General features: G+C 42.2%; 21 protein-coding genes and 1 pseudogene. 1 reads left to right on the forward strand and 21 read right to left on the reverse strand.

The features are described from left to right. Positions 1 to 2: 2 nt before the first annotated feature. The 21 genes and pseudogenes from PCY71_RS01660 to PCY71_RS01760 all read right to left on the reverse strand — a co-directional run bounded on the left by PCY71_RS01660 (position 3) and on the right by PCY71_RS01760 (position 18,119). Entirely contained in the window at positions 3 to 743 is a 741-nt protein-coding gene (locus PCY71_RS01660) for an alpha/beta hydrolase-fold protein (protein WP_002909732.1), read from the reverse strand. A gap of 32 nt (positions 744 to 775) precedes the next feature. Next, a complete protein-coding gene (locus PCY71_RS01665) occupies positions 776 to 1,600 on the reverse strand; it encodes an alpha/beta hydrolase (RefSeq protein WP_002906563.1) in 825 nt (274 codons plus the stop codon). Positions 1,601 to 1,715: 115 nt separating this feature from the next. Further along, complete coding sequence (gene trmFO / locus PCY71_RS01670) at positions 1,716 to 3,050, reverse strand: methylenetetrahydrofolate--tRNA-(uracil(54)-C(5))-methyltransferase (FADH(2)-oxidizing) TrmFO (RefSeq protein WP_002909731.1); 1,335 nt, start codon at positions 3,048 to 3,050, stop codon at positions 1,716 to 1,718. An 86-nt stretch (positions 3,051 to 3,136) separates the two neighbouring features. Further along, the gene (locus tag PCY71_RS01675; protein WP_002909730.1) at positions 3,137 to 3,637 is read right to left on the reverse strand and encodes a hypothetical protein; all 501 of its coding nucleotides are present in this window, start codon (positions 3,635 to 3,637) and stop codon (positions 3,137 to 3,139) included. Positions 3,638 to 3,697: 60 nt separating this feature from the next. Then, entirely contained in the window at positions 3,698 to 5,791 is a 2,094-nt protein-coding gene (gene topA / locus PCY71_RS01680) for a type I DNA topoisomerase (RefSeq protein WP_075202693.1), read from the reverse strand. Between the two features lie 84 nt (positions 5,792 to 5,875). Beyond that, a complete protein-coding gene (gene dprA, locus PCY71_RS01685) occupies positions 5,876 to 6,718 on the reverse strand; it encodes a DNA-processing protein DprA (protein WP_002919004.1) in 843 nt (280 codons plus the stop codon). Between the two features lie 131 nt (positions 6,719 to 6,849). Then, positions 6,850 to 7,413, reverse strand: coding sequence for a sugar O-acetyltransferase (locus PCY71_RS01690; RefSeq protein WP_002919003.1), 564 nt, complete (start codon positions 7,411 to 7,413; stop codon positions 6,850 to 6,852). Continuing rightward, a pseudogene (locus PCY71_RS01695) lies at positions 7,389 to 8,230 on the reverse strand (PRD domain-containing protein). Before PCY71_RS01695 ends, PCY71_RS01690 begins: the two are co-directional and overlap by 25 nt. Positions 8,231 to 8,247: 17 nt before the next feature. Next, positions 8,248 to 9,012: a ribonuclease HII gene (locus tag PCY71_RS01700; RefSeq protein ID WP_002919001.1), complete on the reverse strand. Its 765-nt coding sequence runs from the start codon at positions 9,010 to 9,012 to the stop codon at positions 8,248 to 8,250. Continuing rightward, the gene (gene ylqF / locus PCY71_RS01705) at positions 8,999 to 9,850 is read right to left on the reverse strand and encodes a ribosome biogenesis GTPase YlqF (protein ID WP_002919000.1); all 852 of its coding nucleotides are present in this window, start codon (positions 9,848 to 9,850) and stop codon (positions 8,999 to 9,001) included. The genes PCY71_RS01700 and ylqF overlap by 14 nt, the downstream gene beginning before the upstream one ends. Positions 9,851 to 9,992: 142 nt before the next feature. Then, positions 9,993 to 10,331 carry an ATP cone domain-containing protein gene (locus PCY71_RS01710; protein WP_002895476.1) on the reverse strand — a complete coding sequence of 113 codons (339 nt, stop codon included), beginning with the start codon at positions 10,329 to 10,331 and terminating at the stop codon, positions 9,993 to 9,995. 295 nt (positions 10,332 to 10,626) lie between these two features. Further along, a complete protein-coding gene (locus PCY71_RS01715; RefSeq protein WP_002900332.1) occupies positions 10,627 to 11,226 on the reverse strand; it encodes a hypothetical protein in 600 nt (199 codons plus the stop codon). 60 nt (positions 11,227 to 11,286) lie between these two features. Then, positions 11,287 to 12,222: a 4-hydroxy-tetrahydrodipicolinate synthase gene (dapA, locus tag PCY71_RS01720; protein WP_002900331.1), complete on the reverse strand. Its 936-nt coding sequence runs from the start codon at positions 12,220 to 12,222 to the stop codon at positions 11,287 to 11,289. A 79-nt stretch (positions 12,223 to 12,301) separates the two neighbouring features. Then, positions 12,302 to 13,378, reverse strand: coding sequence for an aspartate-semialdehyde dehydrogenase (locus PCY71_RS01725; protein ID WP_301412391.1), 1,077 nt, complete (start codon positions 13,376 to 13,378; stop codon positions 12,302 to 12,304). 189 nt (positions 13,379 to 13,567) lie between these two features. Next, positions 13,568 to 13,753 (reverse strand): hypothetical protein, encoded by a 186-nt coding sequence (locus tag PCY71_RS01730; RefSeq protein WP_301412392.1) that lies wholly within the window; start codon positions 13,751 to 13,753, stop codon positions 13,568 to 13,570. Further along, complete coding sequence (locus PCY71_RS01735; protein WP_275043516.1) at positions 13,743 to 13,868, reverse strand: hypothetical protein; 126 nt, start codon at positions 13,866 to 13,868, stop codon at positions 13,743 to 13,745. Before PCY71_RS01735 ends, PCY71_RS01730 begins: the two co-directional genes overlap by 11 nt. A gap of 183 nt (positions 13,869 to 14,051) precedes the next feature. After that, positions 14,052 to 14,576 (reverse strand): GNAT family protein, encoded by a 525-nt coding sequence (locus PCY71_RS01740; protein ID WP_048773454.1) that lies wholly within the window; start codon positions 14,574 to 14,576, stop codon positions 14,052 to 14,054. Further along, positions 14,573 to 15,226, reverse strand: a complete 654-nt coding sequence (locus tag PCY71_RS01745) for a DNA alkylation repair protein (protein ID WP_048773456.1) — start codon at positions 15,224 to 15,226, stop codon at positions 14,573 to 14,575. Before PCY71_RS01745 ends, PCY71_RS01740 begins: the two co-directional genes overlap by 4 nt. Before the next feature lie 3 nt (positions 15,227 to 15,229). Continuing rightward, positions 15,230 to 15,841, reverse strand: a complete 612-nt coding sequence (locus PCY71_RS01750) for a DUF5052 family protein (protein WP_002909718.1) — start codon at positions 15,839 to 15,841, stop codon at positions 15,230 to 15,232. Next, complete coding sequence (locus tag PCY71_RS01755) at positions 15,838 to 16,371, reverse strand: GNAT family N-acetyltransferase (protein WP_221761828.1); 534 nt, start codon at positions 16,369 to 16,371, stop codon at positions 15,838 to 15,840. The genes PCY71_RS01750 and PCY71_RS01755 overlap by 4 nt, the downstream gene beginning before the upstream one ends. A 77-nt stretch (positions 16,372 to 16,448) precedes the next feature. Continuing rightward, positions 16,449 to 18,119 (reverse strand): formate--tetrahydrofolate ligase, encoded by a 1,671-nt coding sequence (locus PCY71_RS01760; protein WP_002909714.1) that lies wholly within the window; start codon positions 18,117 to 18,119, stop codon positions 16,449 to 16,451. 213 nt (positions 18,120 to 18,332) lie between these two features. Between PCY71_RS01760 and PCY71_RS01765 the strand changes: the two genes are divergently transcribed. Further along, positions 18,333 to 19,016, forward strand: a complete 684-nt coding sequence (locus PCY71_RS01765; protein ID WP_002909712.1) for a phosphopantothenate--cysteine ligase — start codon at positions 18,333 to 18,335, stop codon at positions 19,014 to 19,016. The last annotated feature ends 3 nt before the right edge of the window (positions 19,017 to 19,019 follow it).

Raw genomic sequence — 19,019 nt, forward strand, 5'->3', positions numbered from 1 at the left:
CTTTAAAGATTGAGTTCATTGAGGAAATATGGCATTTGCTTACGCCACCAAATCCAGTCATGGGAAACATCATGGCCCCATTCAGCAAACCAAGCTGGAATATTCTTATGCTCAAAAGCTTCTTTCAGCGTGTAGAAGGAAGGCAGACCGTCCTGCTCCCAATCGCCCAAGCCAGTACAAACGATAATATCAGCCTGTCGATAGCGGTCAATAAACCAGCCATCATTTTGATTCCAGATATAGTCAGCTGGAGAGTTTTGATAAATGACTTCGTCGTTCAAATTGTCACCAACAAAGAAACGCGCATCATAGACACCACTAAGGGCAATCACTTTATTAAAAACATCTGGATGCTGCAGGAAGAAATTAAGGGCATGATAAGCGCCCATAGAGCAGCCTGTCGTCATCATAGGGTCAAACCAGCCTGTCTTATGCTTGACGAAAGGAATAGCTTCCTCGATGACATAACGCTCATAGGCACGATGCATTTCCGCTCGGTCGTGAGGATGCTTCCAGTCAGCCAGCCAACTCTCGCTATCAACGCTGCTGAGAGTGAAAAATTGGATCTTGCCGGCCTCGATAAAGCCAGCGCATGCCTCAATCATACCGAAGTCAGCATACTCATTGTGGCTGCCACCTGATGATGCGAAGACTATAATTGGGAGCCCGGCATGACCATAGCGATTGACATACATTTCACGACCTAGATTGCCGCTCCAATGACTTAAAAATTCTACATGCATAGTTTCTACCTCTTTCTCACTGTTTGACTAGATTACCATTTCTCGCTGATAAAACGGAAACAGTCCGGCAAGTGCTCTGCCCAAGCGATTTCGTTGTGAATAGCTCCAGACTGGATCTTAATCTGAATATTTGCCAAATCGACCCCAGATACAAGTAACTGTCGGAAATAGCTGAGCGATGAATCAATATAGGCCTGCTTGATGTTGCCAGCCATCAATGTCTTATCTGTATCATCAGCCTCTTCCGTCCCAACATAAATGAAAACTCGCTGGTCAGCCTGAAGTTTTTTTCTCTCAATATAACGGTCAAAGGCTTCCTGATGCAGCCAATTTGCTGATGAAAAGATGCCCAGACAACCAATCTGATCTTGGTATTCAACGCCGATAAACTGGCTGATATTTCCCCCAAGAGAAGAGCCAATCATGGCCGTATGCAGTCGATCTGACTTGGTCCGATAATGCTGGTCGATAAAAGGCTTGACGACTTCCATGACAAACTCCGCATACTCCGTTCCCTTGCCGCCAAACTGAATGCCAGGAATATTAGACTCTTGGAACTTCCAAGCTGAGTATTCATTCATCCGCCGTTGGCCATCGTTGTCAATAGCCACAACAATCATTTTCTCAATATCAGGATTACGCTTGATTGTCGGAATGACTTTCCACGAATGGCCGCTGAAAGACTCCTTGCTATAGAGAACATTTTGGCCGTCGTGAAAATAAACGACTGGATAGGTCTTGTTTGTATCCTGGCTATAGTTCTTTGGAAGCAAGACGCGGACACGGCGTTTTTGCTTAGTATAAGGAACGACCAACTCATGTGTCTTCATTTCAAGGTAAAAATAGGATTTATTCATTTTCAGAAAACTTTCTATTTTCAAAATTTTTATTTATTATATCACAAATTAAGCAAAAAAGTTAGGAAATTCCTAACTTTTTAATGATTTTTATTAGATAATGATAGAAAATAGATTATTTATCCAAATAAGGCTGTAAATCCTGAAGGGCGCGCTCAGCAATTTTCTCATAGCGCTCCTTCTTATCACGAATCCGAGGGCCGTCCAGTTCTTTGATAATGCCAAAATTGACATTCATGGGTTGGAAATGCTTGCTGTCAGCATGGGTAACATAATGTGGCAGGCTTCCGATAGCTGTTGTTTCTGGAAAAACAAGTGCTTCTTCTCCTTTGAAGAGTCGAGCAGCGTTGATACCAGCAACCAGACCAGAAGCCGCTGACTCAACATAGCCTTCAACTCCAGTCATTTGACCCGCAAAGAAAAGATTTGGCTGTTTCTTAGAGCGGAAAGTCTGTTCAAGCAGATTTGGAGAGTCCATATAAGAGTTTCGGTGCATGACTCCGTAGCGGACAAATTCTGCATTCTCAAGGCCAGGAATCATTTGAAAGACCCGCTTTTGCTCGCCCCACTTGAGATGAGTTTGGAAGCCAACGATATTGTAAAGACTACCTGCTGCATTATCCTGCCGGAGTTGCACCACAGCATATGGCGTCTTAAAGTCTCCGTCGCGAGGACCTTGATAGTCATCTGGATATTCTAACCCAACCGGCTTCATCGGACCATAAAGCATGGTTTTAATGCCTCGCTTGGCCATAACTTCAATAGGCATGCAGCCTTCAAAGTATTTTTCTTTTTCAAAGGAATTAAGCGGTGCTTCTTCGGCATTGACCAAAGCATCATGGAAATCCATAAATTCTTGCTTGGTCATGGGAGCATTAAGGTAAGCTGCTTCCCCCTTATCATAGCGGGATTTGAGATAGACCTTAGTCATATCAATGGTATTGACATCAATAATTGGCGCTGCTGCGTCGTAGAAATAAAAACCGTCGCCTCCATTGAGCGCGTGGATTTTTTCAGCCAAAGTATCGCTGGTCAAGGGCCCTGTCGCAATGACTGTGATGGCATCTTCAGGAATTTCAGTGATTTCTTCGCGAATGACCTCAATCAATGGATGGTTAGTCACTAGATCCGTCACCAGCTGCGAAAAGCCTTCTCTATCAACCGCTAGAGCACCACCTGCTGGCACCCGAGTTGCCTCTGCTGACTTTAAGATGACCGAGTCCAACCGTCGCATTTCTTCCTTGAGCAGACCGACTGCATTGGTCAGCGCATCGCCTCGCAGAGAGTTGGAGCAGACCAGTTCTGCAAAGTCCGATGTTTTGTGTTGCGGAGTTGATTTGACACCCCGCATTTCATAGAGTTTGACTGGGATTCCTCGCTTAGCAATCTGGTAAGCTGCTTCACTACCAGCCAGACCAGCACCGATAACATTGATATAGGATGATGACATGATACTCTCCCTTGGATATTTCTAGATTTTCACTCTGACCATTATAACAAAAAGATAGTAAAAAAGACAGACAGGAGGATTCCCGTCTATCCATCATTTGTCATTTTTTCCAAATAAGCAATCTTAGCAAAATCCTTATGATTGTTATTTTCATTTCGATAAGAATCTTGGGAAGAAGCACGGTAGATAGCTAAAAATTGCTCTGCAGTTGGCAGTAGAAACTGGACAACTTCAACTTCTTTTCGAGAAAGCTCCGCTATTGGTACACCTGAAAATGCCTCCAAGGTTTCCATGACTCCAAACTCAATAGATAGATCTTCTTTTTGAAATTCATGCTCGTGCAAATCGAGTAAGCGATAGCCCAAGCGCTCCATCATTGGTTCAATCTTATCCATATCATAAATGCGCTCTTCATCTGTTGCTTCCCAGCCACGTTCATCACCATGAACATGAATATCAATATCCCGCGCCTGCCAGTCCTGACCAGTAACCTGCTCCAGCCCCAAGGAGCCCATCAGCAGTGGAACAATTCCTATCTTATTCAGTTGGGACGCGATTTTTAGGAATTCTGCAAATTTATCTGTCATAAAACTGCACCTCTTCTTCAGGAGAAAATATTTTACGTAATATAAATTATGTAAAATTATCTACTTCACTTTTTCTTCTTCATAATCGCCATTGCTGCAGACCACTTGCTTGCCGCCACCACGAACTTTCTTTTCAATCAGATAATGGTCACATTTTGGACAGTTACGTCCAACCGGCTTGTCCCAAGATGTGAAATCACAGTCTGGATAACGATCACATCCATAAAAAATGCGATTTCGCTTAGTTTTACGCTCGATAACTTGACCTTTTTGGCACTGTGGACAGGTCACGCCGATTTCCTTGACAATAGCCTGAGTGTGACGACAATCTGGGAAATTGCTGCAGGCATAGAACTTGCCAAATCTCCCCAACTTGATGACCATGGGACTGCCACAGACCTCACAATCAAAACCAGCCGGTTCATCCTTGATTTTGATTTTCTCCATTTCGGTCTCGGCTTTAGCGACTTCCTTTTCAAAAGGTCGATAAAATTCGTCAATGACCTTCTGCCACTGTTCTTTTCCGACTTCTACATCATCCAGTTTTGCTTCCATTTCTGCTGTAAATTTCACATTTACGATGCCTGGGAAGAATTCGACAATCAGAGCATTAACAATCTCCCCTAGTTCCGTGGGCTCAAAGCGCTTGGAAACCAGCTTAACGTAATAACGTTTCTGAATAGTCTCAATGGTCGGAGCATAGGTAGATGGCCGACCAACACCATTTTCTTCTAAAGTCTTGATGAGAGTCGCTTCAGAATAACGTGCAGGTGGCTGGGTAAAGTGCTGTTCTGGATTGGTATTAACACATTTGACGGTATCACCCTTTTCCATGTCCGGCAGCATTTTATTCTTGTCAGAGTCGTTGTAAATAGCCAGATAGCCATCAAACTTGACCTGACTGCCATTGGCAGCAAATTGGACACCATTTTGCCCCAGCTTGACATTCATAGTATCGAAGACTGCTGCTGTCATTTGACTAGCTACAAAGCGGTTCCAGATTAGCGTATAGAGCTTAAGTTGATCCTTATCCAGATACTTTGCGATGCTTTCTGGTGTGTTGAAAACGCTGGAAGGACGAATGGCCTCGTGGGCATCTTGAGCGCCAGAAGCGTTCTTAGCCTTGCTGCCATGTTTGGAATATTTGGCGCCAAATTTATCCGTGATAAAGCTTGCTGCTTCATTCTGCGCTACTGGACTGATACGAGTCGAGTCGGTACGCATATACGTAATCAGACCTTGTACGCCAGAACCGATATTAATCCCCTCATAGAGCTGCTGAGCCACCATCATGGTCTTGCGAGTACGAAAATTAATCTTATTAGCTGCATCTTGCTGCATAGAGGAAGTCGTGTAGGGCAGCGGAGCATTGCGTCGACGCTCTTTCTTTTCGACACTGTCGACTGTAAAGTCATCACCCTTGAGGTAAGACAGGACTTCTTTGACCTCGTCGTTGTTGGTCAGCTTCATCTTTTTACCATTCATGCCGTAAAAGCTGGCCTGGAACTGACGGGTTCCTTTCTTGAAGGTTCCGTCAATTGTCCAATATTCTTCTGGTTTGAAGGCGTTGATTTCATTTTCCCGGTCGATAATCAGCTTGAGCGCGACAGACTGCACCCGACCAGCTGATAAGCCCTTTTTGACTTTCTTCCAAAGAATAGGAGAAATGGAATAACCAACCAAGCGGTCCAAAACTCGACGAGCCTGCTGGGCATCGACCAGATCCATATCAATCTGGCGGGGCTCTTTAAATGCATTCTTGACTGCATCTTTGGTGATTTCATTAAAGACGACGCGGTTTTTTTCTTTCTCATCCAGATTCAGAATGTGAGCCAGATGCCAAGAAATAGCTTCTCCTTCGCGGTCCGGGTCACTTGCCAGAAAAACTTGCTTAGCTTTCTTGGCTTCTTTTTTCAAGTCATTAATCAACGGACCTTTACCACGAATATTGATGTATTGTGGCTCATAGTTGTTCTCAAAATCAATGGACATAGTAGACTTTTTCAGATCACGAATATGCCCGACACTGGCCAGAACCTTGTAGTTTCGTCCCAGATATTTTTCTATTGTTTTTGCCTTAGCAGGCGACTCTACGATGACAAGATTTTTCTTGGTCGTAGACTTCTTCTTTGTTTTTGTAACCAATTTAGACACCTTCTATAAGAAATAAATCTCATAGAGTTTAAACTATTTTTTGATAGATGTCAACTGCTAACTTTTCTTATAGGAAAACTTGTTTTAAAAATCAAATTCAGAAAGAACGTCAGAGCCTGATGTGATGCACTTTGCGCCCTCTTGAATCAAATGATGGCAGCCGTCAGATTTTCCATCTAAAATTGACCCCGGAATAGCAAAGACATCCCGCCCTTCTTCCATTGCTCGCTCACAGGTAATCAGACTGCCTGAGCGCATCTTGGCTTCTGCTACAATGACGCCTCGACAGAGACCAGCTATGATCCGATTCCGCTCTGGAAAATGAAATTTCAAGGGCTGTTCACCTGGACCATACTCTGTCAGCAATAAATGGTTTTTGCCAATGTAAGCTTGTAGTTTTTTGTTGGCCTTGGGATAAAAGACATCTAATCCTGTTCCGATGACAGCAATGGTCTGCCCCCCGTTTTGCAGGGCAGCCATATGAGCCGCTGTATCTATTCCACGAGCGAGGCCGCTGACGATAACCAATTCATTATTTAGCTCCTTGACAATCTTTTGTACGGAGGCATTTCCTTGCTTGCTGCTGTCTCGACTGCCAACGACCGCAGCCTTGGGCAATTCTAGTAGATTTAGATTTCCCTGATAAAATAACAAGGTCGGTGCATCGTAAATCTCGCATAAATCCCAAGGGTAAATATCATCTAAGATAGAAAAGGACGGGAAAAGTTCAAACTCTTCCTTCAAAGCTGGTAAATCAAGCCTCTTGTATTTCTCTATAAAGAGAGCAGGATTACGGCACTCAGATACGACAGCCTTATCTCGGAGAGAAAGCTTGCCATCTCTACTCTCAGCGTATCTCAAAACATTTAAAACCTGATGATTGGTCAAGCCAGCTTTTTTCATTTTATAAATCTCAAAATTATTCATTTTTTCACCTCACTTTCTTATTCGTAAAAAAATTCAAAAAAAGAACTGCGATACAGTTCCTTCTTTACGATTTTATTGAATTTGATGTTGTCAATAGCTGGTTTTCTTGACTATTGCCTTTAACCCATCTTTTATTCTTTATGAACAGGGATTTCCTTAATAATTCGTGCTGGATTACCAGCCAAGACTACATTGTCACCAAAAGACTTGGTCACAACCGCTCCGGCACCAACCACGACATTATCCCCTAGTGTCACGCCTGGCAGAATCGTCACACCTCCGCCAGCCCAGAAATTATCACCAATAGTGATTGGTGCTCCGTACTCAATACCGGAATTTCTTTCCACTGGATCAAGCGGATGAAGAGGTGTCAGAAACTGGCAATTAGGACCTAGCATAGCATTGTCTCCGATGCGAATCGGGCAAACGTCCAGCATAGTCAGGTTCCAGTTAGAAAAAAAATTTTCTCCTAAATGAATGTTAATTCCGTAGTCGCAAACCAAATCTGGCTTCATAGCAAGATTCTCCCCTGTGCTGCCAAACCATTCTTTGATAATAGCACTTCTCTTGTCGCTGTCTTGCTCTTGGTTAAAACGATATTGAAATTCTTTGGATCGGGCTCTAATTTTTCTTAAATCTTCGTCTTGTGGTCGGTAAATCTCTCCAGCAATCATTTTTTCGTATTCGCTTCGCATAGCATCCTCCTTTTCATGCGTGACAAATGAATAGTCAGGTAAAGTTGTTCATCCTCTGATGTTTGGTAATTTCTGGTTTGCTTTAAAAATTCAGCAATCTTCCTAGTTGTCTCATAAGCCAAGGGTACTTACATTTAAGTAAGTTAAACATCTTATTGTCCTCCAAGTCACGGTGTCCATTATCAGTCAGAACTCTCTCACAGAAAAATTTTAGATGGGTCATAAAGCGCTCTAGGTAGATATCTTCTTCATCTAAAGAAATTTCCAAACTGTACTTGACAATGGTCATGATTTCCTCCATCATCATAGTCAAATCACGCGCAGTTCCATCGCCATTTTCCAACTCTGCATTGACCAAGGTCAGCGCCATAAATGCTGCTTCATCATCTGGAAGTTCCTTACTGACATAAGCGCTCAAAAGCTGTTTTGCATACTGACCAACCTCAAACTCGATAGGAAAAAAGCGTTTAATATCCCACATGAGGAAATTCTTGAGATAAATATCATCTTCCAAGCGCAGCAAGACTCCGTGGATATGATCTGCCATCGTCAGAAAAGCAGTGTCTTTGAGCTTCTTCTGCAGTTTCTCCCTTGCGAAAGAAATAATCTTATCCGACATTTCCATGACCTCTGCTGGCAACTCCATCAGAAGCTGGCGTCTATTTTCTGACAAGACATACTTTTTCTCAATCAGCTCATCTGGAATCTCCTGGCCAACTTTTCTACCAAAGGCTAGTCCTCGCCCCATGAGAATAACTTCTTCTTGGTTTTCTTCAGAAATCACCACATCATTGTTTAAGATTTTACTGATAAGCATCCCTCACCTCTTCGTGCCTATTCACACATGGATTTTACGGGTTCAAATGTCTTGCGATGAATAGGGGTTACGCCGTGTCGCTCCAAGCCCTGCAAATGGCTCTTAGTGCCATAACCCGCATTTTGCGCAAAATCATAGCCAGGAAATTCCTTGTCATAGTCTGTCATCAGCTTATCCCGAGTGACCTTAGCAACAATACTGGCCGCTGCGATAGACAGAGAATTAGCATCACCTTTGATGATGGACTCTTGCGGAATATCAACATCCAGTTTCATGGCATCAATCAGCAGATAATCTGACTTGAGACGAAGCTTAGACAAAGCCTCTTTCATAGCCAGCTTAGTCGCTTCGTAGATATTGACTTGATCAATAATCTCGCTGTTCATCAGGCCAATACCGACTGCCAAGGCTTTATCCATGACTGCTTGATAGATATCTTGATGCTTTTTCTTGGGTATCTTCTTGCTGTCGTTAAGGCCATTAATCTTACATCCTGGAGGTAAGATAACTGCTGCAGCGACAACTGGTCCAGCTAGAGGACCGCGGCCGACTTCATCAATCCCAGCAATCGTCTGATAGCCGGCTTGATAAAGTTCTTTTTCATACCGTAGCATCTGCTCCAGACGCAAATCCTCGTCCAACTCCGCCTGAATGGCTCTTTTACGCTTTTCAATCGCCTTTTGAACTCCGCTGCGCAAATCATTCGCCGCTTCTGCCAGAAAAGGATCAGCCAAATCAGTCACTAACTCTAAACGTTGCTGGATTTCTTTAATCGTTGCCATCTAGTTCACCAACCATATCCAGACAATAACGGCCTAACTTGCCATCGCGAACATCTTTGACGAAAAGGCTGTAAAAACGATCGTAGTCATCGCGGAAGCCGAGTTTTTGGGTCATATCCATAATCATGTCAGGCGCTTCCTGGCTTAGATCCAGCTGCTTGAAGCGTGCTGTCAGCTCCTCAGGATAATGCTCCTTAAAATAATTAAGGCCGAAAATCGTCACCTCATCCATAGGCAGCAGATTATCCTTAATAGCACCAGTCAGGGCAAGCTTGAGAGCAACCATCTCATCTTCAAACTTAGGCCAGAGAATCCCTGGTGTATCCAAGATTTCCAAGTCTTTATTTGACTTGAGCCATTGCTGCCCCTTGGTCACACCTGGCTTATTCCCTACAACGGCAATTTTCTTACCAGCCAATCGATTCATGAGGGTTGATTTGCCAGCATTGGGAATACCGATTATCATGGTACGCAGGGTTTCGATGCGAATTCCTCTTTCTTTCTGACGCGCCAATTTATCAGCCATAAGCTTCTTAGCTGCGTCTGTAACTTTTTTAACAGCAGATTGCTCTTTGGAATTAATAGATAAAGTCGGAATCCCCTGACTTTCAAAATAACTCTGCCATTCCTTAATACGAACTGGGTCAGCTAAATCAGCCTTGTTTAAAATCAAAAGCTTGGGCTTATCCCCCACAATCTTAGTCAGCATAGGATTTTGACTGGATAAAGGAAGTCTCGCATCAACCAATATCGTCACAAAATCAACAAACTTAATGTTTTCCTGTACCTGTCTCCGTGCCTTGGACATATGCCCCGGAAACCATTGAATCGTTGCCATAATTTATCCTTTCAACGAATATCATTGATAAAATTTTATTTCTTTAACTATTTTAACATATTTCTGGGATTTAAGCGGATGAATCCTAAAGTGATACTCTCTACCTCAAGAGCAAAAAAAAGCCCTAACGGGCTTTCTGATTTTATCTCACTTGCTCAAAATGCAGATGCACAGCTATATGATCTCCATAGCCGTTTCGCTCTAAATCGCGCTGCAAGCGATAAGAAATATAATGCTCTGCAATAGTAATATAACCTGCACCCAAGAGGCGGCTTTCAACCATGGACTGAATCATGCTGATTGTCGCACGTTCAACCTTAGCTTCTTCCAAATCCAGAACCACTTTCTTTGTAACCTGCGCTAAATTCTGACGCAAATCATCTGTCAACACATAGACAGTCTGAGCTGCCTTTAAAACTGCTTGATAAATTTTATCTGGGTCAAATTCTACAACCTCACCACTCCGTTTAATAACTTGCATAAAAAACTCCTTTTATATTATATATTTCTAATCTAATGTAAGTCTCTAACATGACTGCTGCCAGTCCAGTTGTCTATAGTCTGCTCAAAAAGAAATCACAAAGTCAGACCATACCTTAACATTATATAATTTTTTCCAATATTTTTCAAAGGATGCTTCCATTTTTTTATCCTTAAAAGACCATATAAAAAAGGACCGCTCTGGACAATCCTTTTCCAATGTTCTTCATACAACTATCAGATTCCGAATTCACTTTTCAGTTTAAGTCAATACGACTAACTTAGCAAGCCAAACATTATGTATCAGATTTCTCTAATGTTATGTCCTGTCTTTTATAACGATAGTGCATTTTCCAGTGATTTTCAGACACTTCTTCTAAACTCAATGTTTTGTTAATAGCCTTAAAGGACAATTTTTCTTCTTCAACTCTCTTTAATAGCTCAACTAATAACTCTCCCCCAGCATTCAGAGAAATTAAACTATCATCCTCACTATCATATTGAAGTAAAATTTTCTTTGTTGGTTTGTGAATGATGTTATAGAGATTGAAAGCTTTATCAATTTCAAAATTTTTCTCTTTGTCAGCTACCATTGATAAACTATGCAGCTCCAACTGACCGATTTTAAAAGCTCCAAAAAGACTGAAAACTATCCCTAACGCAGCAAGTGTTTCCCAGATGAAAGAGAAAAGTTTCAAATCCCAATCCGTTATCAGTATAAGAAGTAAATAAATAATTCCTAAAACAGATCCAAGTAAAATCAATCCTGAACCATAGCAACCTGCCTTATCACCAGTTCGGATAACTGGCTTATCATAAACTTTTTTGCCCTCAAGTTTTTCCAGTCTATGCTTATCCTTATACTCCTCAATTCGTTCACTATGTTTTTCTGTCACAATTTTCAATTCTTTCTTTATTATTTTTATCTATGTCAATCCTAAAACTGCTGCTATCAATCAATAATCCGGTCTCAGGACACCTTTAACCGTCTCTTTGGTCGCTTGATAGTCACCATCAACCACGACCTTAATAATACGTTTGGCATCTTCTTCAGGTGCAGGCACAAGTGGTAAGCGGGTTGGGCCGGCTGCAAAACCTAAGTAATTAAGGACTGCCTTGACAGGGGCAGGGCTTGGGTAAGAGAAAAGGGCATTGACTTTAGGAATGAATTTCCGTTGGATAGCTGCTGCTTTTTTGATATCATTGTGTTCAATAGCATCCAGCATTTCAAACATTTCATCACCATTTGTGTGAGAAGCAACTGAAATAACTCCATCAGCTCCCAGATTCATAGCATGAAAGGCATCGCCATCCTCACCAGTATAAATCAGAAACTCCTCTGGACGATGCTCAATCAGATAGGCCATATTCGCCAGACTGGTACATTCTTTAACACCGATAATATTTGGATGTTCAGCCAACCTCAGCATAGTCTCAGGTGTCATCTCAACAACAACCCGGCCAGGTATATTGTAGATAATGATAGGCAGGTTTGAAGCATCCGCAATGGCTTTAAAGTGCTGATACATCCCTTCCTGAGAAGGTTTATTGTAATAGGGAACAATTGCCAGACCAGCTGCAAAGCCACCAAATTCATTTACTTCTTTGACGAATTCGATAGAATCGCGCGTTTCGTTGGTACCGACACCCGCAATCAAAGGAACACGCCCCTTGACAACCTTTTGAACTGCCGCAAACAGCTCCAACTCTTCATCGTGAGTCAGGGTTGGACTTTCAGCAGTTGTTCCAGCTAACAAAATCCCATCTGTATGATGCGCCAAAAGGTGCTCAATCAAGTCTGGGATAGCTTCAAAATTGATGGAACCATCTTCATGAAAAGGAGTAATAAAAGCTGTGATGATTTTACAGTTTTTCAGATCCGCATATGCCATAAACTTACCTCTCTTTATACGAAAAGAGGGTTGAAAGAACGATTATTCAACCCTGTGCTGTCAAGTTTCCTTGGTCACTTTATTTTAATTCAAAAACAATTTCTGCTGTCGGACGAACTAAACCACGCTCATGCAGTGTCTCTGCAATTTGGACAGAATTCCAAGCTGCGCCTTTAAGAAGATTGTCTGAAACAACCCACATATGGATTCCTTTTTCTGCATCAAGATCTTTACGAATCCGGCCAACAAAGGTTTCTTTCTTACCAACCGCATTGATTGCTTGTGGATAAACCTGATGAGCTACATCATCTTCCAGAACAGCACCTGGGAAAGCTGCGATTGCTGATTTTACCTGAACAATAGGTGCAACTTCCTTAGTCTCGATGTAGACAGACTCTGAGTGAGCAGACAAGATAGGAAGACGGACACAAGTCGCAGAAACAGCAATAGAATCATCTTCCATGATTTTCTTAGTTTCCTTAGTCATCTTCATCTCTTCATAAGTGTAGTCGTTATCTGTAAAGACATCAATCTGAGGTAAGGCATTAAAGGCAATAGGATAATGCTTCTTATCACCACCACATGGCAGGATATTGGCTTCCGCGTCCTTAGGATTTACACCATCATTGAGAACAGAACGTAATTGAGCTTGGGTTTCAAGAATGGCTCCCATACCTGCACCAGAAACTGCTTGATAGGTAGACACAATGATGCGCTCCAGACCCCATTTTTGACGAACAGGCTCTAAAGCCACCATCATCTGAATTGTCGAGCAGTTAGGGCAGGCGATAATTCCCTTGTGCTGATCTAAGGCATGGGCGTTGACTTCTGGAACAACTAGAGGAACATCAGGATTTTGACGGAAATAAGAGGTGTTATCGACCACTACTGCTCCAGCTTTGACTGCGTAAGGAGCAAATTTTGCTGAGGTAGAACCACCAGCTGAGAAGAGAGCAATATCTACACCTTCAAAAGCCGTCTCAGTCGTCTCTTCGATAGTAATATCTTGTCCCTTGAACTGGAGAACTTTACCAGCTGAACGAGCAGACGCCAGATAGCGTATTTTATCAATTGGAAGGCTAGATTCTTCCAGCATTTTAATCATTTGAGATCCAACGGCACCAGTGGCACCTACTACAGCAACTGTATATCCCATGCGATAACCTCTCTGAATTTTCAAAAAATTTTTATTGTTAGTATTATACTATTTTTAGGGAAAAATGCAAATATTTCTGAAGAATATAAGTGCGATATTTTGATAAAACACACTAACACTCATGCCTCTCTATGAGAACTTTCAAGGTTTACAGTTTTTGTTCTCACGAACAAAACTGTATCCACTGCTCTATGACTCAACTTCCTCCTGCGGACTCATTTCATCAAGAGCAATAGCACTCACGACTTCGACCGTCTCAGTATCAATGTCTCTAAGCTCGGCTTCAACTAACCTTCTTTCCTCTCTAAGAGAAGTTTCAAGGTTTACAGATTTTGTTCTCACGAACAAAACTGCATCCATTGCTCTACGACTCAACTGCCTTCTGCGAAGTTGTTTCATCAAGAGCAATAGCACTCACGACGTCGACCGTCTCAGTATCAATGTCTCTATACTCGGCTTCGACTAACGGTCTTGCCTCTATAAGTGACATAGAAAAATCCCCAATCCGTAGACTGGGGATAAGGGCACTTTCATGTGATCAGCAGGTTCACACAACTGATCAAGGTCCGCTCCTGCGTTATGACCTCCCATGCTTCAATTTGCAGAAAATCTGCATATCGACTCATCGCACGAAACATAGTTTACCTTATCTTTTTCCGTTTTGTCAAGGTATTTAATCTAAAATATAAACAAAAACTTGTCTATCCTTCCACTCCTGACCTTCTTTTTGGAATTGTTTCCGCACTCCTTCAAGATAGAAATCAGCTTGCTCCAGTAATTTTTGTGAAGGGATATTCTGTAGATCAACATGTGCTTCTAAACGATGAAATCCTAGTTCGCGACTGACTTTCTTGAGTTCTTCTAACATAGCTCTGGCGTAGCCCTGACGCCAAAATTGATTATGTATCGTATAACCTATTTCCGCCCATTGGAAATTGTCTCTAGCTAGCACAAATAAATTAACCATACCAACATGTTTTCCGCTTTTTGCGTCATAAATTCCCCAAATATACTGTTGGTCTTTCTCTCGAAAATCACGGTGCTTAGCCACCAAATCCGCAAACCAACTTTCTGTACAAATTGTCATATCTAAAAGCCCATCATCAAATGGCGATTGGGAAGGTAGTCTATTGGAAAATCCTTCCAGCCAAACTGAGAAATCCTTCTCTTCCAGATATTTTAAATAAATATGTTTCATAAATACTTACTTCCCTCTCGAATACTAAGGGCAGCCATTCCGACCCGATACCGTTCTATAAAATCCTTGACCCAATCTGGATTGGTTTTGGAATAATCTCTCAGCGCCCAGCCGATGGCCTTGTTAATAAAGAATTCTGTTTGGCCTAGATTATTGACTAAAATGTTCTCTAGCAACTCTGTGTCTGTTTCCTCTTTTCGCAGCAGCTGATGATTGATAGCCAAGCGCCTCAGCCAGATATCCTCATCACAACTCCAAGCTAAAATAATCTCTTTGGTTTCTGGAAATCGAGCAATGATTGATCCAACCAAGCGGTCCAAAAAGTCAATGGTATCCCACCAAGATTTTGTTTGAGCCAGCTTTTTCAAACGTGGCAAGTCAGATGGAGTCAATAGTTTCTTGCGACTTTCCAGATAATCTAGCGCGGCATACTGTAGTTCTCGATAAAGATTATTCCAAGCTTCATTTATAAAATTCCAGTCAACGACGGAGTCAGTCTGCTGTTTGAAAAAAGCCTTTGCGAGCTTCCGTCTGGCTGGAGTCTTGACTCCTAGAAACTCAAATTTATTTTTCATATAGGCTTTCATAGCTCCCGCATCGTCAGGGTTAGCTACTGCTTTCAGATTTTCAAGTAATTCTTCTACATCCATAACTTACTCCAGCAATTCACGGTCATAAATAGTGTAGTCGCAGCGGTAAATCACGAGGCGCTTGCCGTCAATCAGCAACTCAGAAGTTTTGGGAGCATCAGATTTATCAAGAGAGACACGATCGCCAGCATAGGCAGCCAACGGAGTGCCGTTTTGAGAGCGAATCAAAATGACCTTTTTCTTTCCAGTAAAGTCGTTTTTAAAGGCTGAAATCATGCGATTTAAAACAGGGACAGAATGACTGTTCTCCTCAACATCTGCAGTCTTTTGATACTGGGTAAACACATCTTTCAAGCCTTTTTCTTCTGCAATCAAGGAAGAGCCCACATGGTCAAGCTCATACTTACCCAAGGTGATTTTTAGCACAGATGAATCTTCCTTGGAAATTCCTTCCGCATCAACTGAATCAAACTCCTCGTTACGCGAGATGGATAGTGACTTGCCCGACATCTGGTCTATGAGTTGGGAATTCTCATCATAGGTGCGAACCGTCATCTCCAACCCCAACCATTCCTCCTTGGCATTTTTAAACCAATTTTCAACGGACTGACAACCCGTCAAGGCCAAAAGGGTAATGCTTAGAAGAGTTATTAATAAATGTTTCTTTTTCATCATTTCCACTCCATTTCTTTTAAAAGTTTAATTGGTCCAGCTTGCTTGTCCAAGGATTTCTGCAGCCAAACAATGTCATGCCAACGCTCGAATTTATAGCCGATTTTAGGGAAATGCGCTACTTGCTGGTAGCCTCTTTTTTGATGCAAAGCCAGGCTGGCTTCATTTGGCAGAGAAATACAGGCTAGAAAATGCATATATCCCATTTGATCTAACAGGTCTTCAAGCTCATCATAAAGCTTGCTGCCGACTCCTTTTCCTCTAGCATCTTGACTGACATAGACGGACAATTCTACCGCCCAATCATAGGCTGCACGCGCATAATAAGTCGAAGCATAGGCATAGCCTAAAATTAAACCATCTTCTTCCGCTACCAGATAAGGATATCTTTCCAACGTTTTCTCAATCCTAGTTGCAAAATCCTCAATGGTCGGGACTTCATATTCAAAAGTAATGGCTGTATTTTCCACATAAGGCGCATAAATAGCAAGCAAGGTTGCAGCGTCTGATGGTCTTGCTAATCTAATGTTCATATTGACTCCATATTCTATTCTCATTATTTTCACTATTATACCAAAAAAAGACTCGTAAAGAGCCTTTTAAACCAAGATCAAAATAGACCAATCGCTGTGCCGTCTGCTGCAACATCCATATTAAGTGCTGCAGGACGTTTTGGCAATCCTGGCATGGTCATGACATCTCCTGTCAAAGCCACGATAAAGCCTGCTCCAAGTTTTGGTACCAATTCACGAATGGTAATTTCAAAGTTTTCTGGCGCACCTAGAGCTGCAGGATTGTCAGAGAAGCTATACTGTGTTTTGGCCATACAGATTGGCAGCTTATCCCAGCCGTTTTTGACAATTTCTCGAATCTGAGTCTGCGCTTTTTTCTCAAAGTTCACCTTTGAACCACGATAGATTTCTGTGACAATTTTCTCTATTTTTTCTTCAATAGAGAGGTCATTGTCATAGAGGCGAGTGTAATGAGCAGGCTCTTCGTCAATGGTTTTGACTACAGTCTCAGCCAGAGACACACCACCTTCGGCGCCATCAGCCCAAACACTAGCAAGCTCAACCGGTACCCCGATTTCTGCACAAAGTTCCTTCAAGGCTGCGATTTCAGCAGCCGTGTCAGAGACAAATTCATTGATGGCTACTACCACTGGAATACCGAACTTGCGGATATTTTCAACGTGACGTTTGAGATTAGCAAAGCCAGCTCTGACCGCTTCAACATTCTCTTCTGTAAGTGCATCCTTGGCCACACCACCATTCATCTTGAGGGCGCGTAAGGTTGCGACAATCACTACTGCATCTGGAGAAGTTGGTAAGTTTGGAGTTTTAATGTCCAAGAATTTTTCAGCTCCAAGGTCCGCACCAAACCCTGCCTCAGTCACTGTATAATCAGCCAAGCGCAGCGCAGTGCTAGTCGCCAAAACCGAGTTACAGCCATGAGCGATATTGGCAAACGGTCCGCCATGAACAAAAGCTGGTGTCCCGTAAATAGTCTGAACTAGATTTGGCTTAATCGCATCTTTCAATACCAAAGCCAAGGCACCTTCGACTTCAAGATCACGGACATAGACTGGTGTACGGTCATAGCGATAACCGATGACAATGTTAGCCAAGCGCTTTTTCAAATCTTCAATATCAGTGGCTAGGCAAAGAATCGCCATAATTTCAGAAGCAACCGTAATATCAAAACCATCTTCGCGTGGAATACCGTTAACTGGACTTCCTAAGCCAACAGTCACATGGCGCAGAGCTCGGTCATTCAGGTCAACAACCCGCTTCCAGATAATGCGGCGCTGATCGATTCCCAGGGCATTTCCTTGATGTAAATGATTATCAATAAGAGCTGACAGGGCGTTGTTAGCTGTCGTAATTGCGTGCATGTCTCCAGTAAAATGCAAGTTGATATCTTCCATTGGTAGGACCTGCGCGTGACCGCCGCCAGCTGCTCCTCCTTTAATCCCCATCACAGGACCCAGAGATGGTTCGCGAATGGCAATCATAGTTTTCTTGCCAATTTTGTTGAGCGCGTCAGCTAGTCCAATGGTAATGGTAGACTTACCTTCTCCGGCAGGTGTGGGATTGATTGCTGTTACCAAAATCAGTTTTCCAACAGGATTTTTTTCAACCTCACGAATCTTATCAAAGCTGAGCTTGGCCTTATACTTACCATATAGTTCCAAGTCGTCATAGTCGATACCGACTTTTTTCACCACATCAACAATAGGCTGCAATTCAACACTTTGAGCAATTTCAATATCTGTTTTCATCAAGAACTCCTCTATCAATTAATATAAAGATTATAACAAAAAAGAGCAAAATCTACATGATTAAGCTTTAAATAGTTTTTAATGTTCGGGAAAAAGGAAAGTTAGAAAATTCCTTTCCTCTGAAATATAAGATTTTAGAGAATTATTTTCCGCTGTGACACTCTGCAATTAGAATTATTTTACTAAATTTCTTTTTTCTTGTAAAATAGTGCTATGAACATATTGATTACTTCTGGCGGAACCAGCGAGAAAATCGACCGTGTCCGCTCTATTACCAATCATTCGACGGGCCGACTTGGGAAAATCATAGCTGAAACTTTCCTAGACAAGGGCGATCAGGTGACTCTGGTAACGACTCCTAAAGCCGTCCGCCCGGCAGCTCATCCCAATCTTACCATTGTCCAGATTGAAAACGTTGCAGAACTGCTTGAAATCTTGGAGCCGCTCGTTCACACACATGATGTACTGATTCATGCAATGGCTGTCTCAGACTACACCCCCGTCTATATGACTGGTTTGGAAGCTGTAGCTGCTAGCCCTGATATGACTGAATTTCTGAATAAAACTAACTCAGAAAGCAAGATTTCTTCTCAGGATGATATTCAAGTTCTTTTTCTCAAAAAGACACCAAAAATCATCAGTTTGATAAAAAAATGGAATCCAGCCATTCGCTTGATTGGATTCAAACTCTTGGTCAATGTTACTAAGGAAGAGTTACTCAAGACCGCACGAGCTAGTCTCATAAAAAATCAGGCAGAAATCATTGTTGCCAATGATTTGACAGAGATTTCTAACCAAGAGCATATAGCTTACCTTGTCAGAAAAGAGACTGTAACTCAAGCTCAATCCAAAGAAGAAATTGCTCAGCTCCTCTACCTGCATATCCATAGTCCATAAGGA

The sequence above is a fragment of the Streptococcus sp. SN3 genome, from assembly GCF_030439905.1.